The following is a 20092-nucleotide window of genomic DNA, read 5'->3' as shown; positions in this document are numbered from 1 at the left end:
TCTATTGATTGAGGAACATCGGAAAAACCGTATCAGGGGCTGAAGCCCGGTTCCATTGATTGACGATATCGGAAAAAATCGTATCAGGGCGGAAGCCCGGTTCTATTGAATACCAATTATTGTGTACATCTTTTTCAAATCAATTGTCAGAAATATCACGTTGCGCAATGTTCACTCGTTCAGATTTTTTAACCATTTACACAGTTCAATAGCGCCCGGATTTATCCGGGCGTTACAGTTGAGTTACGTTTACGGCTTTAGCCGAATCTTTTTCAAAATCCTTTGAGATTTATCTCAAAATTCACCAAACGAATACGAACTTATTCAATCCCTCTCTTTATAAAAACCGAATTTTTTGATAAGTTCATCGCATTCTTCCTCATAACTTTTATGAGCATGATGAATTTCTTGGTTTTTGATGTAATCCCGAACCCGCTGCACCATAGATTCAGAAACAGAAACCGCAAAATACTCCTTTTGCCATGCAAATTTCACAACTTCATCAACCGGATGCGCTGATGCTGTTTTTAATATCCCGGATTGATTAATCCAAAAAGCAGACTCTCCTTTAATTAACTGCACCGTCTTTTGTATAGACTGGTCAACACCCAATGAAATTAGACAATGACAATGCTCTTTATACCCACCAATATGATCCACAAACACGCCTTTTTCTTTTGCGTTTTCTCTGATATGGTTCCACAGTTTAAGTCTAAGTTCTTTCGATTCTAAGAAAGGATAACGGTTTTTTGTACCCCAAACCAGATGAATATATACTTTTACAAACGACATTTACGTTTGGCTCCTGTAGCTACAAACATTTAAAAACAAGCATCGCCAAAGGCGGCAAACAAACAGAAATAGAATTTTTACGCCAATGGCTCGGAATGTCTTCTGCTACTTTGTTGGAATTGCGCATACCGCTTCCCCAAAACTCTCTGGCGTCGGAGTTAAAAATCTCTGTCCATGTTCCGCCGCAGTTTGCACCGAAACGATAATCTTGCCTCGGCACCGGTGTTAGGTTTAACGCAATAATCAAATCGTCTTTTGGATTATTGCCTTTACGGGTGTAGACCACCACAGAATTTTCTGCATCATCATTCACAATCCACTCAAAACCTTCAGAATCAAAACTTTTCTCGTATAAGGCCGGTTCCTCTTTATAAAGTTTATTGAGCGCCATCACCAACTTTTTGATCCCTTGATGTGGCGTATATTGTAATAAATGCCAATCTAAAGAATACCGTGGGTTCCACTCGCGGGTCTGTGCAAACTCGCCACCCATAAACAGCAGTTTAGTACCCGGGTGTGTCCACATATACGCATATAAAAGACGCAAGTTGGCAAACTGTTGCCACTCATCCCCCGGCATTTTATAAATAAGCGGCTTTTTGCCGTGCACCACTTCATCGTGCGAAAGCGGCAACATAAAATTTTCTGTAAAAGCGTAAATGGTGCTAAAGGTTAAGCCGCTATGGTGATACTTCCTGTTCACCGGATCTTCGGCAAAATAGCGTAAGGTATCGTTCATCCAACCCATCATCCATTTTTGTCCAAAACCTAAGCCACCGGCATAAGTTGGCCTGCTTACACCGCTAAACGAGGTTGATTCTTCAGCAATAGTCTGCACATCCGGAAACATGGCATAAACCGCCTCATTAAATTCTTTCAAAAAAGAAATAGCTTCTGTATTTTCCCTGCCTCCAAACTCATTGGGTACCCATTCATCATGCTTACGCGAGTAATCTAAATAAAGCATAGAAGCCACAGCATCTACACGTAAACCGTCTACATGGTAACGTTCTAACCAAAAAATAGCGTTAGAAATTAGGAAAGAACGTACCTCGTTACGGCCGTAATTAAAAATGTATGATTTCCAATCCGGATGAAAACCTTTGCGAACATCTGCATGCTCGTACAAATGCGAGCCATCAAACTGATATAAGCCATGGCTATCGCCCGGGAAGTGCGATGGCACCCAATCCATAATTACACCAATACCGGCTTTGTGAAATTCTTCAATCAAAAACATCAAATCTTGCGGTGTGCCATAACGGCAACTTGCAGCAAAATAGCCGGTAATTTGATAGCCCCAGCTCGGATAAAATGGGTGCTCCATCAAAGGCATAAATTCCACATGCGTAAAGCCCATCTCTTTCACATAAGGCACCATTTTATCAGCCATATCCCGGTAGGAAAGAAACAAATCCGGCGTTTCGGGGCTACGGCTCCAGGAACCAAAATGCACCTCGTAAACAGACATAGGTTGGTTTAAGGCGTTATTTTTATGCCTATGCATCATCCATTCTTTATCTTTCCACTCGTACCAAGTATCCCATACAATAGACGCGGTACGCGGAGGTTCTTCGCTGCGTAAAGCGAAAGGATCTGCTTTTTCTAAATCGGCACCATTGGTAGAGTTGATGAAATATTTATAGGTTTCACCGTTGCCAACGTGTGGGATAAAGCCCTCCCAAATGCCGGTTCCGTCCCACCGGACATATAAAGGGTGCGATGAATTGTCCCAATAATTGAAGTTGCCGATAACCGAAACGTAATGCGCATTAGGCGCCCAAACCGCAAAATAAGTGCCCACTACCCCATTATGCGTTACCACGTGGCTACCCAGTTTATCGAAAAGCTTATAATGCTTGCCCGATTTAAAGAGCATCACATCAAAATCTGTAAAGCGCGAAAAATGTTTTACGCTGGCATAAGTTGTTTCTCCCTCAACAGATGATAAAGACTTTGTTGTTTCAACGGCTTTGGTTGCCGCTTTTTTACCGCTGGCTTTCGCCGATGCTTTTTTCGCCGGTTTAGCCTCTGCTTTTTCAGCAACTTTTTTGCCTTGTGGCGATGGTTTCTCCGTTGATACGGCTAAGGGCTTTTTGCTTGCTTTTCTGGCTGTGCTTTTTTCTGCAACAGCAGCAGACTGGCTAGATGTACCTGCCTTTTTGCTTGCACTTTTCTGAACTTTAGGCTGTTTCTCTGTGCTGGGTTTATCTTGTTCGGTGCCTGGGGCAATGCTATCTTTTGCTTTTTTAGCCATGGTAAGGGTGAATTTAGTTTTAAGGGCTTTGTTGCTTACAATGTACGGATATTGTTCAATTTTAAGCAGCTCCTTTCCAAATATTACACCAACATTTTTGTCCATAAAAAAAGGTTGTTCCATTTTACCGAAACAACCTTTAAACAGCAGTAATATTACCTATTTCATCACCTGCACTTGCTTAAACTGCTTAGGTGTCTTAACAATTAATCTGTTTTGCTCATTTAACTCTAACGAACCATTATAAGCTTTGCCATCAATCAGTAATTTACCAGGTTTAAACGGTAAACCGTTAATTACCAGCTCGTACATCTCGTAACGCGGGGTAAACAAACCTTCTACAGATTGTTTAATGGTCATACATTTTTTGTCGCCGTTAACCACAAACTTTTTCTCCATATAAATATCTTGCTCGTAGGCAAAAGTATCGCCATGGTCTTCAAAGTAAAACGAGTTGACCTCCGTAGCGGAATAATAAACCTGAAACTTCATCTCTTCCACCTCAAACTCGTTGGTGTGCTGCATTACCGGATACTCCGGCACAACGGAACCTGCTTTTACAAAAATCGGCATACTATCCAAAGGCGCATCAACCAAAATCTCTTCCCCGCCTTCAAATTGTTCTAAAGTCCAATAGTTAAACCAAACCCCTTTAGGCAGATACACTTTGCGCGATGTTGCACCTTCTTCTAAAACCGGACAAGCCAAAATTTTATCACCAAAGGTAAATTCATCTTCTCTATAACGATTCACAGGCTTATCTTGCTCAAGCATTACTACCGGACGCAGTATGGGGAAACCGTAACGGTGGTGCTCCCAAAATGCCGAGTAAATGTAGGGCAACAATTTGTACCTCAGCTCGATAAACTTGCGGTTAATCGCTTCTAGCTCGGGGCCAAAGCTCCAAGGTTCGCGCTCGGCTGTGTCCCCGGCCGAGTGGGCCCGCATAAACGGAGAAAACACACCTAATTGTATCCAACGGGTAAACAATTCTCCCGTCGGCTCGCCGCTAAAACCGCCTATATCTGTACCTGCAAAAGGCAAACCCGACATAGAAAGACGTTGCATCTGCAAGCTTCCAATTTTTAGATGCTCCCAGCTGGCAACGTTATCACCTGTCCAGCACGAGCTGTAACGTTGTACGCCAGAGTATCCTGCCCTTGTGATGGTAAACGGCCGTTTATTTTTTTGGATTTTCTTTAACCCGGTATAAGTTGCACGCACCATCTGCATTCCGTAAACATTATGTGCTTTGCGATGCGAACCACGGTGACCGTCGTACTGATGACGTACATCATCGGGGAAAGTTCCTTTGCCAAACACAGCAGGCTCGTTCATATCGTTCCACACGCCGGCAACACCTACATCAACCAGCTCTTGGAACAAACCGCCCCACCATTGACGAACTTCGGGATTGGTAAAATCCGGAAACTGGCAACGGCCCGGCCAAACATGGCCTTCCATAAAATAATCATCACTGCGCCTGCAGAAATATTTCTTCTCTTTACCTTCTTTAAAAACCCAATAATTATCATCTACCTTAATGCCTGGATCAATAATCACCACGGTTTTAAAGCCGTCATCGGCCAATTCCTTAATCATTTTTTTAGGATTAGGGAAGTACTTTTTATTCCACGTAAAGCAGCGATAGCCGTCCATGTAATCGATATCAAGATATAGCGCATCGCAAGGAATTTTGCGCGAGCGGAAATTATGCGCCAAATCATGCAGTTTTGATTCTGGGTAGTAGCTCCAACGGCATTGGTGGTAGCCCAAAGCCCAAATAGGCGGCAAAGCATGGGTTCCGGTTAAAGTATGGTAACGTTTTACAACGTCCATCATGTGCGGACCATGGATATAATAGTATTGCAGTTCGCCACCATCTGCCCAGAAACTCAGCTTCTCGCGGTCCTCTTGTCCAAAATCAAAATGGGTTTTAAAAGTATTGTCTAAAAAAATACCGTATGCCCTGCCTTCATTTAAACTGATGTAAAACGGAATACTGCGGTACAGCGGATCCTGGTGTTTAGCAAAAGAGTAAGTATCAGAATTCCAGTTTTGCAAACGCTTTCCTCGGAGGTTTAAGTCCGTTGGTTTATCACCAAGACCAAAAAAAGCCTCTTCTGGATAGCATTTTTTTGTGCAATACACATAATAGCCTCCAAACTGGTCGTTTTCTTCCCAGTGCATCGCCAAATGGTCTTCGCTGGTAACTACGCCATCTAAATCTTTAAAGGAAATGTGAAAGTTTGCTTTGTTGATGATGCAAGAAACGGTGTTTGTAGAAACGCTGTAAAAGCCATCGCCATCCACAAAATTAAACACAGCCACCTTTTGGTCCAGGCTAGGCACTGCGTAAGAAAACTCTTCTAAAAACGAGCTGTGTGGCGCCAAACGCACGCGTATAATCTCGTCGCTTACTACCCGTATTTCTACCGATGCCGAACCATCAGAAAAAATAAACTTATTACCCTCTTGCCTAACTTCTTTTACCGCGCCTAAAAATTCTTTTTCTATCGGCTTTAGCCCAACAATGGGGTTGTTTACAAATTTTATTTCTTCTTCCTCTAAATCTTGGATGTTAACTTCTATATGTTCAGATGTATCTTTTTTATCTAGTTCATCCTCCGGTCTTCTAACTTCTTCCATCTTTAAAAACGTAATTGTTTTGCTAAGATGCTTAATATCCTTTAATTACGAAAAACTACACTGTGCAAAACCCACAGTTTTTACCAACATTTGCATCAAACAAACCGTAAATAGCACATCGGCTAAATCAAAAATAACGTAAAAAGCTCACAAATAGATGTTTAAACATCAAGAGCTAGCATCGCTTTTGCAATATCTTTTCTGTAAAACCATTATTACCGATATTTGTAGCGATGAATGTAAAGCCCAATACCTTAAAATGGTTATTAAGATTTTACCCGCCATTGTTTTTTCAACGGATTTGGGTGTTGCATTTTGGCGATGATTTTAAATCTGTCACTGTAAAAATTAAGCGCAGCATTTTAAACATCAACTACAATAAAACCTTGTTTGGGGGCAGTATTTTTAGCGCATCCGATCCGTTTTATGCTTTACTTTTTGATCAGATTTTAAGGCGTAAAGGCTTTAAAACAAGGGTTTGGCTTAAAAGTGCACACATCCAATATCTAAAACCTGGCAACACAGATTTGCAATTCACCATCCGCATTGCCGACGAAGAAATTGCCCTTGCACAAGAACAGTTAAACACGGTGGGCAAATTTGTTAAAAGCTATCCAATAGAAATGTACAATAAAGATGGCGTGCTTTGCGCTTTGGTTCAAAACGAAGTTTACGTCAGAAATTTACGTTTGGGCGAGAAAGAATCTGTTGCCTATTAAGGTTTCACCCAAAAAACACCAATATTTTACAAACCCGAGCAAGCAAAATCAGCCAAATATAGCGTCCTTTGCTAACTTGTTTTTGCGCTATGTTTGCCCGATTTGAAAAATACCGTCCCTTTTACAAAAGCAATTTTTTATTAGCCTACCCAGTTGTGGTTTCGCAGTTGGGCCATATGTTTACGATGGTGGCAGACAGCGTGATGGTTGGACAGTTGGGAGCAATACCTTTAGCCGCCTGCGCACTGGGCAACAGCATCCTCGGTATTTTTATGGTGAGCGGTATTGGTATTTCGCAGGGAATTACGCCTTTAGTTGCGCAAGAAAATGGCAAAAAAAATAAATCCATTTGCGGCGATTATTTAGAGCAAGGATTTATCATCAGTTTGTTTAGCGGTATCGTACTTTTTGCGCTTGTGGCTTTAATTGCGCAGAGGTTAAACTGGCTTGGCCAACCTACAGAAGTAGCGGTGGCGGCAAAAAACTTTTTGCTAATTATTGGCGCCTCACTTGTGCCTTTAATGATTTTTCAAAACTTTAGGCAATTTGCCGAGGGATTGGGCTATACCAAACAAGCCATGTGGGTATCTGTAATGGGTAACCTCTTAAATATTTTCTTTAATTTTTTGCTCATTTACGGCTGGTTTGGTTTTCCGGCCTACGGACTTTTTGGTGCGGGTTTAGGCACTTTCATCTCTCGGGTTTTTATGGCTATCGGCATGGCTTGGTTTGTTAATAAATCCAGCATTTTTAAGCCTTATCTGGCACAATTTAAAATCCGTAAACCGGATTTTGATAAGATGAAAAAAATCATCAAACTGGGATTCCCTATCTCTTTGCAATACTTTTTTGAAGTGGGTGCTTTTTCTGGCGCGGCAATTATGGTGGGCTGGATAGGCGCTAAAGAACTGGCGGCGCATCAAATTGCCATCAATTTAGCGGCACTTACGTACATGGGCGCCAGCGGTGTTGGCGTGGCGGCAACTGTTAAAGCTGCACATGCCTACGGCCGAAGAGATTTTAGGGAGATAAAACTTTCGGCAATCAGCTCGTACCATTTGGTAATTTTTTACATGTGCGTCACTGCTTTCATCTTTCTTACCTGCAACAAACTCTTGCCTTGGCTGTACATCCAAAACCAAGATGTAATTTTAATTGCTTCGCAATTGTTGATAATGGCCGCTTTTTTCCAAATATCAGATGGTGTGCAGGTTGTTGGCGCAGGCATTTTGCGCGGTTTGTCCGATGTAAAAATTCCAACTTTAATCACCCTTATTGCTTACTGGGGTTTAGGCTTGCCATTTGGCTATGTGTTGGGCTTCACCTTTAATTTGGGTGCTCTTGGTATCTGGATATCATTATCCATATCCTTAACCTTAGCTGCGCTGATGCTGTATATCCGTTTCAACAAAATTGTGGCAAAACTGGCTACTTAGACCGGATGGCTTCCACAGGGTCCATCCTCGCTGCAGAAAAAGCCGGCCAAAAACCAGAGATCACACCAATTACAACAGATATGCTAATTCCTCTGATGATGTTGCCCATATCCAAAACAATCCGCACGTCAAAACCGTAGGTGGCAATCAGCGTAACTATGTAAACAATGGCTAAGCCTATTAAGCCGCCAATTAAGCACAAAGCGATAGCCTCAAATAAAAACTGCATTAAAATAAAGTAGTTTTTGGCGCCTAAAGATTTTTGGATGCCGATAATGTTGGTACGTTCTTTCACAGAAACAAACATAATGTTAGCGATACCAAAACCGCCTACCAATATCGAGAAACCACCAATAATCCAACCGGCAATATCTACAATCATAAACATTTGGTCCAGCTGTCCCGATAAAATGGTGGTTTTGTTTAGCGCAAAGTTATCATCATCAACAGGCCGTATTTTCCGGATAGAACGCATTAATCCGCGCAATTCGGTTTCTACATCGCCCAAACTATACTGCTCTTTTCCGCGCACCATAATCTGCGGATCGTAGCGGCCGCTCTCCACATTAATTAAATTACGTGCAAAATTTAAGGGCATTAGCAAGGTTTTATCTTTAGAAACGCCCAGCATATCCTCCCCTTCCCTCGCAAACACGCCAATTACCGTCGCATTTCTGCCTAAAACTTTTACCGATTTTCCAATAGCGTTTTGGTTTGCAAATAAACCGTCGGCCAAATCGGCACCAATTAAACAAACCGGCGACCCACTTTTCGATTCATTATCGGTAAAATAACGCCCTTCGGCTAAATCAAAATTCCATGTTTTATAATAATCGTGCGAAACAGCCGTAACCTGCACGCCTTCAATGGTATTGCTTCTGTATTTTAAGGTGCGGTTAGACATGCCTGCCAAATAAGCCACACCTTCCGCCGTTGTAGTCCGTTGCCGTAAGGCTTCGTAATCGCGCAGGTTTACCTGTGGCCGTTGCATATATTTCCACCACGGATAATCGCCAAAACCGCCCCAGGGCCACTTTTCAATGTAAATGGTTTTGCTGCCCAGTTTATCCACGCTCGATTGCAAGTTCCCTCTAAACGTATCCACTGCGGCAAAAACGGTAATAATGGTAAAAATACCGATGGTAATCCCCAGTAAAGACAGGAAAGTACGCGTTTTGTTTTGCCGTAAAGCATCAAAAGCAAAAATGAAACTTTCGCGAAGTAGTTTTAAAAACAGCATATTGTGGGTTTGACCGTCATTTGCAAGCTTAGTTACAATTTTAAATAAATTTTATCTAGAAAAATATAGTTTGGGCATTCCCAGCAGAAAAAGCTGGTCACGCTTTCCGCTGTATCTTTTTGGACCGCACCGGCGCGCCTTTGGCAGCCAAAAAGGATGCCGCTGCAATCGTTAATGCGTTAGGATGATGGCTGTATCAGACTTATCTCACATTAAACCAAGCTTTTGAATAGCACCAAAAAATTGAATATATTTTTCTTAAATTTGCGCTCCAAAATATCGCATATAGTTTATGAAATTATCACAGTTTAAATTCCATTTACCAGAGTCTTTAATTGCACATACACCAGCAGAAGCCCGTGACGAATCTCGTTTGATGGTTTTAGACCGAAAGACCGGCAAAATAGAGCACAAAATTTTCAAAGATGTTTTGAATTATTTTGATGAAAAAGACGTGATGATTTTGAACAATACCAAAGTTTTCCCGGCACGTTTGTACGGTAACAAAGAAAAAACCGGCGCTACCATTGAAGTTTTTTTACTGCGCGAATTAAACAAAGAATTGCGTTTGTGGGACGTTTTGGTTGACCCGGCACGTAAAATCCGCGTGGGTAATAAACTGTATTTTGGTGATGATGATCTTTTAGTTGCCGAGGTTGTGGACAATACCACCTCCAGAGGCCGTACCATCCGCTTCTTGTTTGACGGTACCGATGAAGAGTTTAGACAAAACATTGAAATTTTAGGCGAAACACCGCTTCCTAAATATATTAAACGCAAACCGACAGCTGAAGATAAAGAACGCTACCAAACCATTTTCGCGAAAAACGAAGGTGCGGTTGCCGCCCCAACTGCGGGTTTGCACTTTAGCCGCGAGCTTTTGAAAAGATTAGAGCTTAAAGGCGTTGAGTTTGCCGAAGTAACTTTGCACGTCGGTTTGGGCACTTTCCGCCAGGTAGAGGTAGAAGATTTAACCAAGCACAAAATGGACTCTGAGCAAATCATCATCGATGAAAAAGCGGCCAACATTGTAAACAAAGCTATCGAAAGCAAAAACAGAGTTTGTGCGGTGGGCACAACAGCTATGCGCACCATTGAATCTGCTGTTTCTGCAAACCACACACTAAAACCGATTAACGATTGGACATCAAAGTTCATTTTCCCTCCGTATGATTTTAGCATTGCAAACAGCATGATCACCAACTTCCACACGCCAGAATCAACTTTATTGATGATGGTTGCTGCCTTTGGCGGTTACGATTATGTGATGCACGCCTACGAGGAAGCGGTGAAAGAAAAATACAGATTTTACAGCTACGGCGACGCCATGCTAATTATATAAAGCTTAAAAAAGACCGAAAATTTCGGTCTTTTTTGTTTATTTCGCTTTGGATGGATAACACGCATTTTTTTGCCATTATAGTAGCCGGCGGTAGTGGCAAACGCATGAATACCGAAATACCTAAGCAGTTTTTATTGCTTAAGGGTAAACCTGTGATTATGCACAGTATCGAAACATTTTACCGTAACCCGCACCAACCAGCAATAATCGTAGTACTTAACCAAAATGACATCGCACTTTGGGAACAATTAGTAACAGAGCACGATTTTAATATCCCGCATACAGTAGTTGCGGGCGGGGCAGAACGTTTTCATTCCGTAAAAAACGGGCTTGATCTCATTGACGATAAAGATGCGATAATTGCTGTGCATGATGCGGTGCGGCCACTAGTAACAGAAAAAACCATTAGCAATTGCTACCAAACTGCCTTAAAAAGTGGCAATGCCGTAGCCGCTATACCTTCTAAAGACTCTGTTCGTCTGGTAAAAAATGGCAAATCCGAAGCACTTGACCGCAAAGCGGTGTATTTGGTGCAAACACCCCAAACATTTAAGCTTAGCCAACTCAAAACAGCATATCAACAAACTTATAACTCGTTTTTTACTGATGACGCCTCTGTGGTAGAACATGCAGGCTTTACAATTAATCTGGAAGCCGGTGACGAGGATAACTTTAAAATCACTTTTAAAACAGATTTAAAGTTGGCAGAAAGTATTTTCGATGGAAAACTCTAATATCTCAGGATATCATTGAGTCTAGCAACAGCCAAATCCAAATCTGATCGGGCTATATAACCGGCTTTATTTACTAAACGCTCCTTGGACAATGACCGGATATGAAAGATCAATAACTCCGATTTTTCCTTTAAACCGTTTATGTCGTTGGGAAGCAAAACAGGATTACCTTTATAGTTTTTAATCTTTGTAGTAAGCGGTGGTACAATAACAACCTGTAATAACGTATTCAATAAATTCCCACTTAAAATAACCACGGGCCTATAGCCCGCTTGCCCACTTCCTTTTGACGGATCTAAATTTGCGTACCAGATTTCGCCCTGTTTCAATCTTTTAGTTGCTTAAAATAGTCAGCCATACCCTCTTCAGCAATCGTCAAAATATCTGGGTCATTTTCTGCACTTCTGTAAGATTTTGCATACTGCGCTTTGTTTATTTGGTCGAGATAAATCTCCAAAGCGCGCTCAATCAACTTGTTTTTGGGCAACTTAAGCTCTTTTGCTTTCTGAGTAAGCAATCGCATCAAATCGTCTGGAAGCGTACTGGTAAACGTTATCATGAATTCATTTAAACACTAAATGATAAACAATATTTATGTTTTATAAATAAAAAAGCAAAATATCTTTCCGATATTTTGCTTTTTCTATCCTAAAAAACTGGATATTCCTATGCGCCCCTTATTACCCGTAATAAGATGGCAATAATTGCGATAACTAATAAAATGTGTATTAAGTTACCTCCAAACGGAGATACAAAAGCTCCTAAAATCCACAGTATAATTAGTACAACTGCAATTAAATAAAGTAAGTTTCCCATGATCGATTTTTTATAAAGTTTAACAATAAATGTATACTGTCAGCTTATCTAAAAACAGACCAATTGCGAAAATATCGCTATAAACCGCTAAAAAACGTACTGAAACACCTTTAAAGGCCTTTGCTATGTACTTATTTTGATACAAAAAAGGCTCATTTTTTAATGAGCCCTCTGTTTTAGTATTCGTCTTCGTTAAAAAAGAAGTCGTCCTTGGTAGGATAATCTGGCCAAATTTCTTCGATGTTCTCGTAAGGTTCGCCGTCATCTTCTAACGCTTGAAGATTTTCGATAACTTCTACCGGAGCGCCAGAACGAATACCGTAATCAATTAACTCGTCTTTAGTTGCTGGCCAAGGCGCATCTTCCAGATGCGATGCTAATTCTAACGTCCAATACATAGTCTTAGATTATTTAAGTTTTTTGCAAATCTATATTAAAATTTAACAGTTGCTAAAAAAGTTATCAACAATTTTTAAGCCCGCGGGTTCCAGATATTTTCTTCGTTTTTGGCATCGTAAACCACCTTACGACTCAATACAAAAAGATAATCTGATAGGCGGTTAAGGTAAATGAGTAAAAGCTCATCAACGATTTCTTGCTCGGCCAAATGCACCACTTGCCTTTCGGCCCGCCTGCAAACACAACGTGCAATGTGGCAAAAAGAAGCTGTTTGGTTCCCGCCGGGCAGTATGAAATGCTTTAGTGCAGGCAAAGCTTCGTTCATATTATCCATCCCACGTTCCAAAAGTTCAATATCACTTTGTAAAATATCAGGCAACTTCATTTTAGATTTCGCCGGATCGGCCGCTAAAAGCGAACCCACCACAAACAAACAGTTTTGAACCTCTTTTAAAATGGCCTGTTGCTCCGCATCTATATTTTGTACTGCTATTAATCCAATGTGTGCATTCAGTTCGTCTACACTGCCATAAGCCTCAATGCGGACGTGGTGTTTTGCAACTCTTGTACCGCCAATTAACGAAGTATAACCCTTGTCGCCTGTTTTTGTATATATTTTCATTTCGTCCTTTGTTCGTTATCGCATAAAAAAAGCGGAAAAACTCCGCTTTTAAATCTCTTTATAGCTCCTGCAACTTTATTCGCACAGTTTTTATATCCGTGTTCTGATAATCTTCTTCAATCAAACCATCGCGCATACGCACAATACGATGAGCGTGTTGCGCAATATCTTCTTCGTGCGTTACGATAATAATGGTGTTCCCTTTAGCATGGATATCCTCTATTAAACCCATAATTTCGATAGAAGTTTTGGTATCTAGGTTGCCGGTGGGCTCATCCGCCAAAATAATAGACGGGTTATTTATTAATGCCCTTGCAACAGCCACGCGCTGTCTTTGTCCGCCCGAAAGCTCATTAGGTTTATGATGCACGCGATGCTCCAAACCTACGTTCACCAAAGCTTTGGTGGCACGCTCATCACGGTCTTTCTTTTTTACGCCGGCATAAATTAAAGGCAAAGCAACATTATCCAAAGCACTGGAACGCGGCAAAAGGTTAAAGGTTTGAAACACAAAGCCAATTTCCTTATTGCGTACATCTGCCAGCTGGCTATCGCTCATATGGCTTACATTGATGCCGTTTAAGATATATTCGCCTTTGGTAGGGGTATCTAAACAGCCCAACAAATTCATCAGCGTAGATTTTCCCGAACCTGACGGCCCCATTAAAGCCACAAATTCGCCTTTATTAACTGTGAGCGTAACAGATTTTAAGGCGTGAATTACCTCTGTGCCGATTACATATTTACGCCCTAAGTCTTTTATGATAATTAATGGCTCCATTTTTTCTTTTTTTATCAGACACTAAAAGCGCAAAATTGTTACCGCTATTTTTGAATTACCTTAGAAACTTTAAAATATTCCTCATTTTTCAACGGTGCATTTTTTAGTGCTTCTTCACGCGTAAGCTCTTGTACTATTACATCTGGGCGTAAAACATTCACGGCCTCGTTCATGTAAATTAAAGGCTTTACGCCAGAGGTGTCCAGCTCGTTTAGCTTTTCCATAAAGCTCAAAATCTCACTTAATTCTTCAATAGATCTTTCTTCCTCTGCCTCTGTAAGCTCCAAACGCGCCAAGTGCGCAATTTTGTCTACCGTTTCTTTGTCAACCTTCATTTTACTTGTTTTATGGTAATGATTTACAATGCGGATTTTATCTGATCAAACACCAATTGCCGCAATAAATCCTCGTCCTTTAAACTAAACCCCGCCACTTCTATTGGCGGATGTACGCAAATATGCGAAACTCCCGGCTTGCATCCATATTTTTGTCCATCATCCCAAAAAATTTTCCAATTATCCTTTAAAGTGACCGGCACAATAGGAATTTGATGCTCAATTGCCAGGCGAAAAGGCCCGGTTTTGAAATCTTGCAATACCGGCGGGTAATCGTCTGCAATTTTGCCTTCGGGGAAAATAACGGCCGTCATCCCTTCTTGCAAACGTTCCGCGGTTTTTTTAAAAGCACGAAATGCCGAAATTTTATGTTCCCTATTAATAGGGATGTCAATGGTTTTAAAATAAATACGCGTAACCAGATTTTTCAACAACTCTTCTTTCCCTAAAAAAAAGAAATTGTTTTTAACCACCAAGCTCATTGCAAAAATATCCAGGTTTGATGCGTGGTTGGGGCAAAAAATATAATTCCTGCTCCAATCTATTTTTTGTTTATAGGTGATACGGTAAAAAATCCCGCTTAAAGCGGAGGGGAAAAAAGCACAGATTTTGCGAAAAAAATTCAATTGCCGGTAGGTGCTTTTCTGCCGCGAAAAAAAGTACACAAACGGAAAGGTGAGCACAAAAATTAAGGCCACCATAGCTAAGTGCCACAAGCGTAACAATTGCTTCAAAATTCGTTTCATGCCAATCAAAAATAGAAATTTTCTGTACTTTCGCCAGCATATGGAAACAGTTGTTAGCGGAATAAGATCTACCGGAAAGCTTCATTTGGGCAATTACTACGGTGCTTTACGCAACTTTTTAAAGATGCAAAATGAGTATAATTGCTTTTTCTTTATTGCCGATTACCATTCTTTAACCACGCACCCCACTCCTAGTGATTTGCACGGAAATGTGAAGCAGGTTTTGGTTGAGTATTTGGCCGCCGGGCTGGATCCGGATAAAAGCACTTTGTACATCCAGTCTGACGTGCCCGAGATTGCCGAACTTTACCTGTTTATGAACATGAATGCGTATTTGGGCGAGTTAGAAAGAGGAGCATCTTTTAAAGATAAAATACGAGCTAACCCCAACAACGTAAATGCCGGCCTGCTTACCTACCCCGTTTTAATGGCGGTTGATATATTGATACACCATGCCACAAAAGTGCCTGTAGGAAAAGACCAAGAGCAACATTTGGAAATGGCGCGCACCTTTGGCAACCGTTTTAACAATTTATACAAAACCGAATATTTTAAAGAACCTTACGCTTTTAGTTACGCCAAAGATTTAATTAAAATTCCAGGATTGGACGGTAAAGGTAAGATGGGAAAATCTGAAGGGGAAATGAATGCCGTTTACCTATCAGACAGCCCAGAAATTATCCGTAAAAAAGTAATGAAAGCGGTTACCGATGGCGGACCCACGGAAGAAAATCAAGCAAAGCCACAAGAAATCCAAAACCTGTTTGACTTAATGGCAGTGGTATCTACGCCGGACACTTTAGCGCACTTTGACGGTTTGTACAACAAATGCCAGATCCGCTACGGCGATTTTAAAAAGGCTTTAGCCGAGGATATGATTAACGCTACAAAAGATATTCGAGAGCGGATTGATGACATTTCTGCCGATACAGATTTGTTACGTAAAGTAGCCTTGCAAGGCGCAGAAAAAGCAAGAGCAAGTGCGGCTAAAACAGTGAAAGAAGTCAGAGAAATTATCGGTTTTAGAAATTTTTAGTAGATTAATCCCCAAATCTCTTTTAACAAAATCTTTTATGCATATAGCTATAGTTGGTAACATTGGCGCCGGCAAAACTACGCTCACAGAATTATTGGCTAAAAATTACGGCTGGGAGGCGCTCTATGAAGCGGTTGACAACAACCCTTACCTAGAGGATTTTTATAGCGACATGAAAAGATGGAGCTTTAACCTGCAGATTTACTTTTTAAACAGCAGGTTTCAGCAGATAAAAGAAATTCAGCGTGGCAATAAAGCCATTGTGCAAGACCGCACTATTTACGAGGACGCGCATATTTTTGCAGAAAACCTGCACGAGATGGGTTTAATGACTACGCGGGATCATGAAAACTACCGCGCCATTTTTGACAATATCACTTCTTTTATCAATCCGCCAGATTTGCTTATCTACCTAAAAGCCTCTGTACCTACGTTGGTAGAGAATATACAACGCCGTGGCCGAGAGTACGAGGCGAGCATCCGCCTAGATTATCTGCAAAAGCTAAACGAAAAATACGACCGCTGGATAAAAAACTACAATGAAGGAAAATTGTTGGTTTTAGATAAAGACAAGCTAGATTTCACTAACAACCCGGACGATTTGGCTTATATCATTGAATGCGTTGAACGAGAAATAAACGGACTTTTTAAGTAGCATGAAAATTTTAGGAATCATCCCGGCGCGTTTTGCCTCAACCCGTTTCCCTGGCAAACCTTTAATAGATTTGGCAGGAAAAAGCATGATTCAGCGTGTTTACGAGCAAGCTAAAAAAGCTTCGGCTTTGGCCGATGTGGTGGTGGCAACAGACAGTGCCGAAATTTTTAACGCCGTTAATGCGTTCAAGGGGAATGTGATCATGACATCCGACCAGCACCAAAGTGGCACCGACCGTTGTGCCGAGGTTTCTAAAAAAATGATAGGTTACGATGCAATTATCAACATCCAAGGCGACGAACCTTTAATAGATCCTCAACAGATCAATTTGTTGGCCAGCTGTTTTAACGATATCACCACGGATTTAGCCACTTTAATTAAACGGATACATAGCGAAGACGAACTTTTTAATTATAACACGCCGAAGGTGATTATTAACAGCCGTTCCGAAGCTATTTACTTTAGCAGGCAAGTAATTCCTTATTTAAAAGAAGTTTCACCAGACGACTACCTGAAGAAACACATCTTTTACAAACATATCGGCATTTACGGATACCGCACCACCACTTTAGGCATTATTGCCAGCATGAATTTGGGCAAGCTAGAAAATGCCGAAAAGTTGGAGCAACTACGTTGGATAGAAAACGGATCAACGATTAAAGTGGCCATCACTGACAAGGAAAGCCTTGCCATTGACAGCCCCGAAGATGTTGCTAAAGTTTTAGAAGCACTTAAAAAAGCCGGCTAATCCAACTTCTGGCTTCTTGCTCTTCAGAAAGTTTAAAGCCTTTTGCCTCTCCCGGAGTTACTAATGAAAATCCATCGGTGAATTTCTCAACCATTTCTTGATCTGTAACTACGGCAATCCTATTCCAGGCAGTGAAGTTTTTTAGACCTGCCCACATATCCTGTAGCCAAGCCCCTGCGGACCAATTTTGTACGTCGGTATGTAAAATAAGCAGGTAGTTAATTTTCCCGTACTGTTTTACGTTTTCATCCAAAGCTGGGATTAATACATTCTTCAGATCATCAGCAGTTACCTCATTGGTAGCCTCTACGCCAACTACGTGGGCTGGCAAATCTTTAATCAGTTTTAACATGGCAGTATCTTTTTTGCTAAACCAATCAAAAATGCAACCAAAGAAAAAACAGCTAGGCCAAGTTATGCGTTTGCTTGATCGCGTTTAACTGCTGAATTTTTTTCCGCTCGCCAACAATCCAAACCACATCGCCCCAATGAAAAACAGTATCTGGCTCCGGGTTCAAAATTCTTTTTCCGTCGCGTTCTATACCTACCACCAATCCGTTGGTTTGCTCGCGAATGCCAGAGTTGCGGATGCTCAAATCTTTTAAACGGTTAAACTCATCTACAACAATGGTAAGCAACACAATATCTTCAATGCTGTGCGTACCATTTGCCACCTCTTGTAAAGAATCAAACACGGGTTTAAATTGTTGCATTTGCTCGTCGCTAGCTATCACCCCCAACCTGTCAAAAGGTAAAATAATTTGGTCTCTGCCCGGAGCGTAAATCACTTTGTCACCGCGTTTGATATAAGCTACGTTTATTCCGTAAGTCTCGCGCCAACCCAATTGTGCCAAAGTTTTTCCAACATAAGCTGCGTGCTGACTTACTTCCATATCTACAATGTGGGCTATCCAAGGCGAAATATCCTCTTCTGGCTTAAACTTACTTTTTAAATCGCGTACTAATTTATCTTCACTAGCTTCCAAGGCTATATCTCGGGCGTTTAAGTTAGTGATAAAGCGCCCCTCAATACGCTGATAAAAGCCTTGGATACGTTTAGAGAACACCACCAACACCACAATAATAATCGGCACAGCTACCAAAATGGCAACATCGGTTGAAAATAAACGATCAACCCACACGCTGATAATTAAAATGCCGAGCAAGTTTCTGGCTATCTCGAGAATTAAAAGCGGACCACGGTTGTATTTTTTATCCAACCAAAGTTCTTTGTAAGCTAAAGTATTTGGCCTTTTCGCCATTAAAGCCCATAAAAACGGCGTAGCCAAGCCTAAAGAAAGCACCAGAACTAATAAGGCTCTTAAAACGGTGTTCTCAATGGCTTCATTTAAAAACGGCATCAAAAAATTGATAGAAACCAGCATCAAGGCCAAAATCACGATTCCGTTTGTTACGGCTATGCTACCGTACGATTTTAGAAGTAGTTTCCAATTGCTTTCTGCCCGGATATTTTGCGTACTAGAAGCATAGTTGTTTAAACCCCGCACCCACCTGTCTGGCATCACTTTCACAATTCCGTTGTGTAAAGCTTCGGAATACTTAATCATATACGGCGTGGTAAAAGTGGTAATGGCCGAAGCCCCTACCGCAACCGGGAACAGGAAATCGGAGGTAACGCCTAATGTTAAACCTAAAGTTGCAATAATGAAAGCAAACTCGCCAATCTGCGCCATGCTCATCCCCACCTGTACAGACTGTTTTAGCGGTTGCCCTGATAGCAAAGCGCCTAACGTGGTACTAATTAGTTTTCCGAAGAGCGCTAAAACCGTAACCCATAGCACCGGCCAGCGATACTCAACAATGGTTGCCGGCTCAATCATCATCCCTACGGAAACAAAAAACACCGCCCCAAACAAATCCTTAACAGGTTTAAAAAGGTGCTCTACCTTTTCGGCAGATGTTGTTTCTGCTAAGATAGAACCCATAATAAAAGCGCCCAGCTCGGCCGAAAAGCCTACTTGGGTGGCAATAACTACCATACTTAAGCACAAACCAATGGAAAGTATCAGTAAAGTCTCTTCATCTAAAAGTGGTTTTACCTTGCGCAAAAACGTGGGCAGTAAAAAAATGCCGGTAATAAACCAAAGCACCAGAAAAAATAGAAGCTTGACCACGGTAAACATCATCTCCGAGCCTTCAAACTGCTTGGTAATGGCCACTGTAGAAAGCAATACCATCAGCAAGATTACCACAATATCTTCAACTACCAGCACGCCAAAAACAATGCGGGCGTAACGTTTGGTTTTTATGCCCAGTTCGTCAAAAGCACGGATAATGATTGTTGTAGATGAGCTAGCCAACATTCCGCCTAAAAACAAACTGTCCATGGTTGACCAACCCATCCATTTACCCACAAAATAGCCTAAAATGGTAATTACAATAATCTCGACAAAAGCGGTTATGGATGCTGCGCCGCCAACCCGCACCAACTTTTTAAAACTAAACTCGAGACCCAAACTAAATAGAAGAAAAATAACGCCTATCTCGGCAAAGGTTTTAATATTTGCGCTATCCACCACAGACGGCGTAATGGAAATGTGCGGCCCTACCAGCAAACCCGCAATAATATAACCCAACACTAAAGGCTGTTTTATTTTGCGAAAGAGTAGCGTTGTTGCCGCGCCTGCAATCAAAATTAAGGCTAAATCTTCAATAAGTTTAGGTAAATGCCCCATATGTACGGTAAATGTTAAAAAATTAAGGTATTGTGGTAAAAAATTTCTTTAATAATAAACAGTCACGCCAATTTACAAAAAACTGCTTT

General features: G+C 41.3%; 21 protein-coding genes. 7 read left to right on the top strand and 14 right to left on the bottom strand.

All coding sequences use genetic code 11. From position 1 onward, the window contains the following. Positions 1-324: 324 nt before the first annotated feature. Genes tnpA through BCY91_RS08825 form a run of 3 tightly spaced genes read right to left on the bottom strand, consistent with a single transcriptional unit; the run spans position 325 to position 5698 of the window. Positions 325-792, bottom strand: a complete 468-nt coding sequence (tnpA, locus tag BCY91_RS08835) for an IS200/IS605 family transposase (protein WP_120181599.1) — start codon at positions 790-792, stop codon at positions 325-327. 19 nt (positions 793-811) lie between these two features. After that, a complete protein-coding gene (glgB, locus tag BCY91_RS08830) occupies positions 812-3172 on the bottom strand; it encodes a 1,4-alpha-glucan branching protein GlgB (RefSeq protein WP_262696792.1) in 2361 nt (786 codons plus the stop codon). A 36-nt stretch (positions 3173-3208) separates the two neighbouring features. Continuing rightward, positions 3209-5698: a glycoside hydrolase family 31 protein gene (locus tag BCY91_RS08825; protein ID WP_120181598.1), complete on the bottom strand. Its 2490-nt coding sequence runs from the start codon at positions 5696-5698 to the stop codon at positions 3209-3211. A 233-nt stretch (positions 5699-5931) separates the two neighbouring features. On the opposite strand from BCY91_RS08825, the gene BCY91_RS08820 reads away from it, so the two are divergent. Together BCY91_RS08820 and BCY91_RS08815 are read left to right on the top strand one after the other, a co-directional pair. Beyond that, positions 5932-6417, top strand: a complete 486-nt coding sequence (locus tag BCY91_RS08820; protein WP_120181597.1) for a YiiD C-terminal domain-containing protein — start codon at positions 5932-5934, stop codon at positions 6415-6417. Positions 6418-6506: 89 nt separating this feature from the next. After that, a complete protein-coding gene (locus BCY91_RS08815) occupies positions 6507-7853 on the top strand; it encodes an MATE family efflux transporter (protein ID WP_120181596.1) in 1347 nt (448 codons plus the stop codon). On the opposite strand, the gene BCY91_RS08810 is transcribed toward BCY91_RS08815, so the two are convergent. Further along, positions 7846-9093, bottom strand: coding sequence for an ABC transporter permease (locus tag BCY91_RS08810; protein ID WP_120181595.1), 1248 nt, complete (start codon positions 9091-9093; stop codon positions 7846-7848). The genes BCY91_RS08815 and BCY91_RS08810 overlap by 8 nt on opposite strands. Positions 9094-9385: 292 nt before the next feature. On the opposite strand from BCY91_RS08810, the gene queA reads away from it, so the two are divergent. Then, positions 9386-10435 carry a tRNA preQ1(34) S-adenosylmethionine ribosyltransferase-isomerase QueA gene (gene queA / locus BCY91_RS08805; protein WP_120181594.1) on the top strand — a complete coding sequence of 350 codons (1050 nt, stop codon included), beginning with the start codon at positions 9386-9388 and terminating at the stop codon, positions 10433-10435. 50 nt (positions 10436-10485) lie between these two features. Further along, the gene (locus tag BCY91_RS08800) at positions 10486-11169 is read left to right on the top strand and encodes a 2-C-methyl-D-erythritol 4-phosphate cytidylyltransferase (RefSeq protein ID WP_120181593.1); all 684 of its coding nucleotides are present in this window, start codon (positions 10486-10488) and stop codon (positions 11167-11169) included. Here the strand turns inward: BCY91_RS08800 and BCY91_RS08795 are convergent. From BCY91_RS08795 to BCY91_RS08760, 8 genes are all read right to left on the bottom strand, one after another. Further along, entirely contained in the window at positions 11166-11498 is a 333-nt protein-coding gene (locus tag BCY91_RS08795) for a type II toxin-antitoxin system PemK/MazF family toxin (protein WP_120181592.1), read from the bottom strand. The two genes, BCY91_RS08800 and BCY91_RS08795, sit on opposite strands and share 4 nt — an antisense overlap. After that, positions 11495-11728 (bottom strand): ribbon-helix-helix domain-containing protein, encoded by a 234-nt coding sequence (locus BCY91_RS08790; RefSeq protein WP_120181591.1) that lies wholly within the window; start codon positions 11726-11728, stop codon positions 11495-11497. The genes BCY91_RS08795 and BCY91_RS08790 overlap by 4 nt, the downstream gene beginning before the upstream one ends. Positions 11729-11835: 107 nt before the next feature. Then, the gene (locus tag BCY91_RS08785) at positions 11836-11985 is read right to left on the bottom strand and encodes a lmo0937 family membrane protein (RefSeq protein WP_120181590.1); all 150 of its coding nucleotides are present in this window, start codon (positions 11983-11985) and stop codon (positions 11836-11838) included. 176 nt (positions 11986-12161) lie between these two features. Further along, the gene (locus tag BCY91_RS08780) at positions 12162-12383 is read right to left on the bottom strand and encodes a DUF2795 domain-containing protein (protein ID WP_017258669.1); all 222 of its coding nucleotides are present in this window, start codon (positions 12381-12383) and stop codon (positions 12162-12164) included. 74 nt (positions 12384-12457) lie between these two features. Beyond that, complete coding sequence (locus tag BCY91_RS08775) at positions 12458-13006, bottom strand: cob(I)yrinic acid a,c-diamide adenosyltransferase (protein WP_120181589.1); 549 nt, start codon at positions 13004-13006, stop codon at positions 12458-12460. Between the two features lie 58 nt (positions 13007-13064). Beyond that, positions 13065-13787: an ABC transporter ATP-binding protein gene (locus BCY91_RS08770; RefSeq protein WP_120181588.1), complete on the bottom strand. Its 723-nt coding sequence runs from the start codon at positions 13785-13787 to the stop codon at positions 13065-13067. A gap of 44 nt (positions 13788-13831) precedes the next feature. Next, positions 13832-14122 (bottom strand): Asp-tRNA(Asn)/Glu-tRNA(Gln) amidotransferase subunit GatC, encoded by a 291-nt coding sequence (gene gatC, locus BCY91_RS08765; protein ID WP_120181587.1) that lies wholly within the window; start codon positions 14120-14122, stop codon positions 13832-13834. 23 nt (positions 14123-14145) lie between these two features. Further along, positions 14146-14868 carry a lysophospholipid acyltransferase family protein gene (locus tag BCY91_RS08760; RefSeq protein ID WP_120181586.1) on the bottom strand — a complete coding sequence of 241 codons (723 nt, stop codon included), beginning with the start codon at positions 14866-14868 and terminating at the stop codon, positions 14146-14148. 40 nt (positions 14869-14908) lie between these two features. On the opposite strand from BCY91_RS08760, the gene trpS reads away from it, so the two are divergent. The 3 genes from trpS to kdsB are packed head-to-tail and all read left to right on the top strand — an operon-like array spanning position 14909 to position 17307. Next, entirely contained in the window at positions 14909-15904 is a 996-nt protein-coding gene (gene trpS, locus BCY91_RS08755; protein ID WP_120181585.1) for a tryptophan--tRNA ligase, read from the top strand. Positions 15905-15941: 37 nt separating this feature from the next. Continuing rightward, positions 15942-16559 carry a deoxynucleoside kinase gene (locus BCY91_RS08750; RefSeq protein WP_120181584.1) on the top strand — a complete coding sequence of 206 codons (618 nt, stop codon included), beginning with the start codon at positions 15942-15944 and terminating at the stop codon, positions 16557-16559. Position 16560: 1 nt separating this feature from the next. Beyond that, the gene (gene kdsB, locus BCY91_RS08745) at positions 16561-17307 is read left to right on the top strand and encodes a 3-deoxy-manno-octulosonate cytidylyltransferase (protein ID WP_120181583.1); all 747 of its coding nucleotides are present in this window, start codon (positions 16561-16563) and stop codon (positions 17305-17307) included. Here the strand turns inward: kdsB and BCY91_RS08740 are convergent. After that, complete coding sequence (locus BCY91_RS08740; RefSeq protein ID WP_120181582.1) at positions 17291-17659, bottom strand: SpoIIAA family protein; 369 nt, start codon at positions 17657-17659, stop codon at positions 17291-17293. The genes kdsB and BCY91_RS08740 overlap by 17 nt on opposite strands. Positions 17660-17711: 52 nt before the next feature. Then, positions 17712-20003, bottom strand: coding sequence for a cation:proton antiporter domain-containing protein (locus BCY91_RS08735; protein WP_120181581.1), 2292 nt, complete (start codon positions 20001-20003; stop codon positions 17712-17714). Positions 20004-20092: the final 89 nt, after the last annotated feature.

The organism is Pelobium manganitolerans, assembly GCF_003609575.1.
Lineage (GTDB): Bacteria > Bacteroidota > Bacteroidia > Sphingobacteriales > Sphingobacteriaceae > Pseudopedobacter > Pseudopedobacter manganitolerans.
The sequence above is the reverse complement of the archived record's forward strand: the minus strand, read 5'-3'. Positions and strand labels throughout refer to the sequence as shown.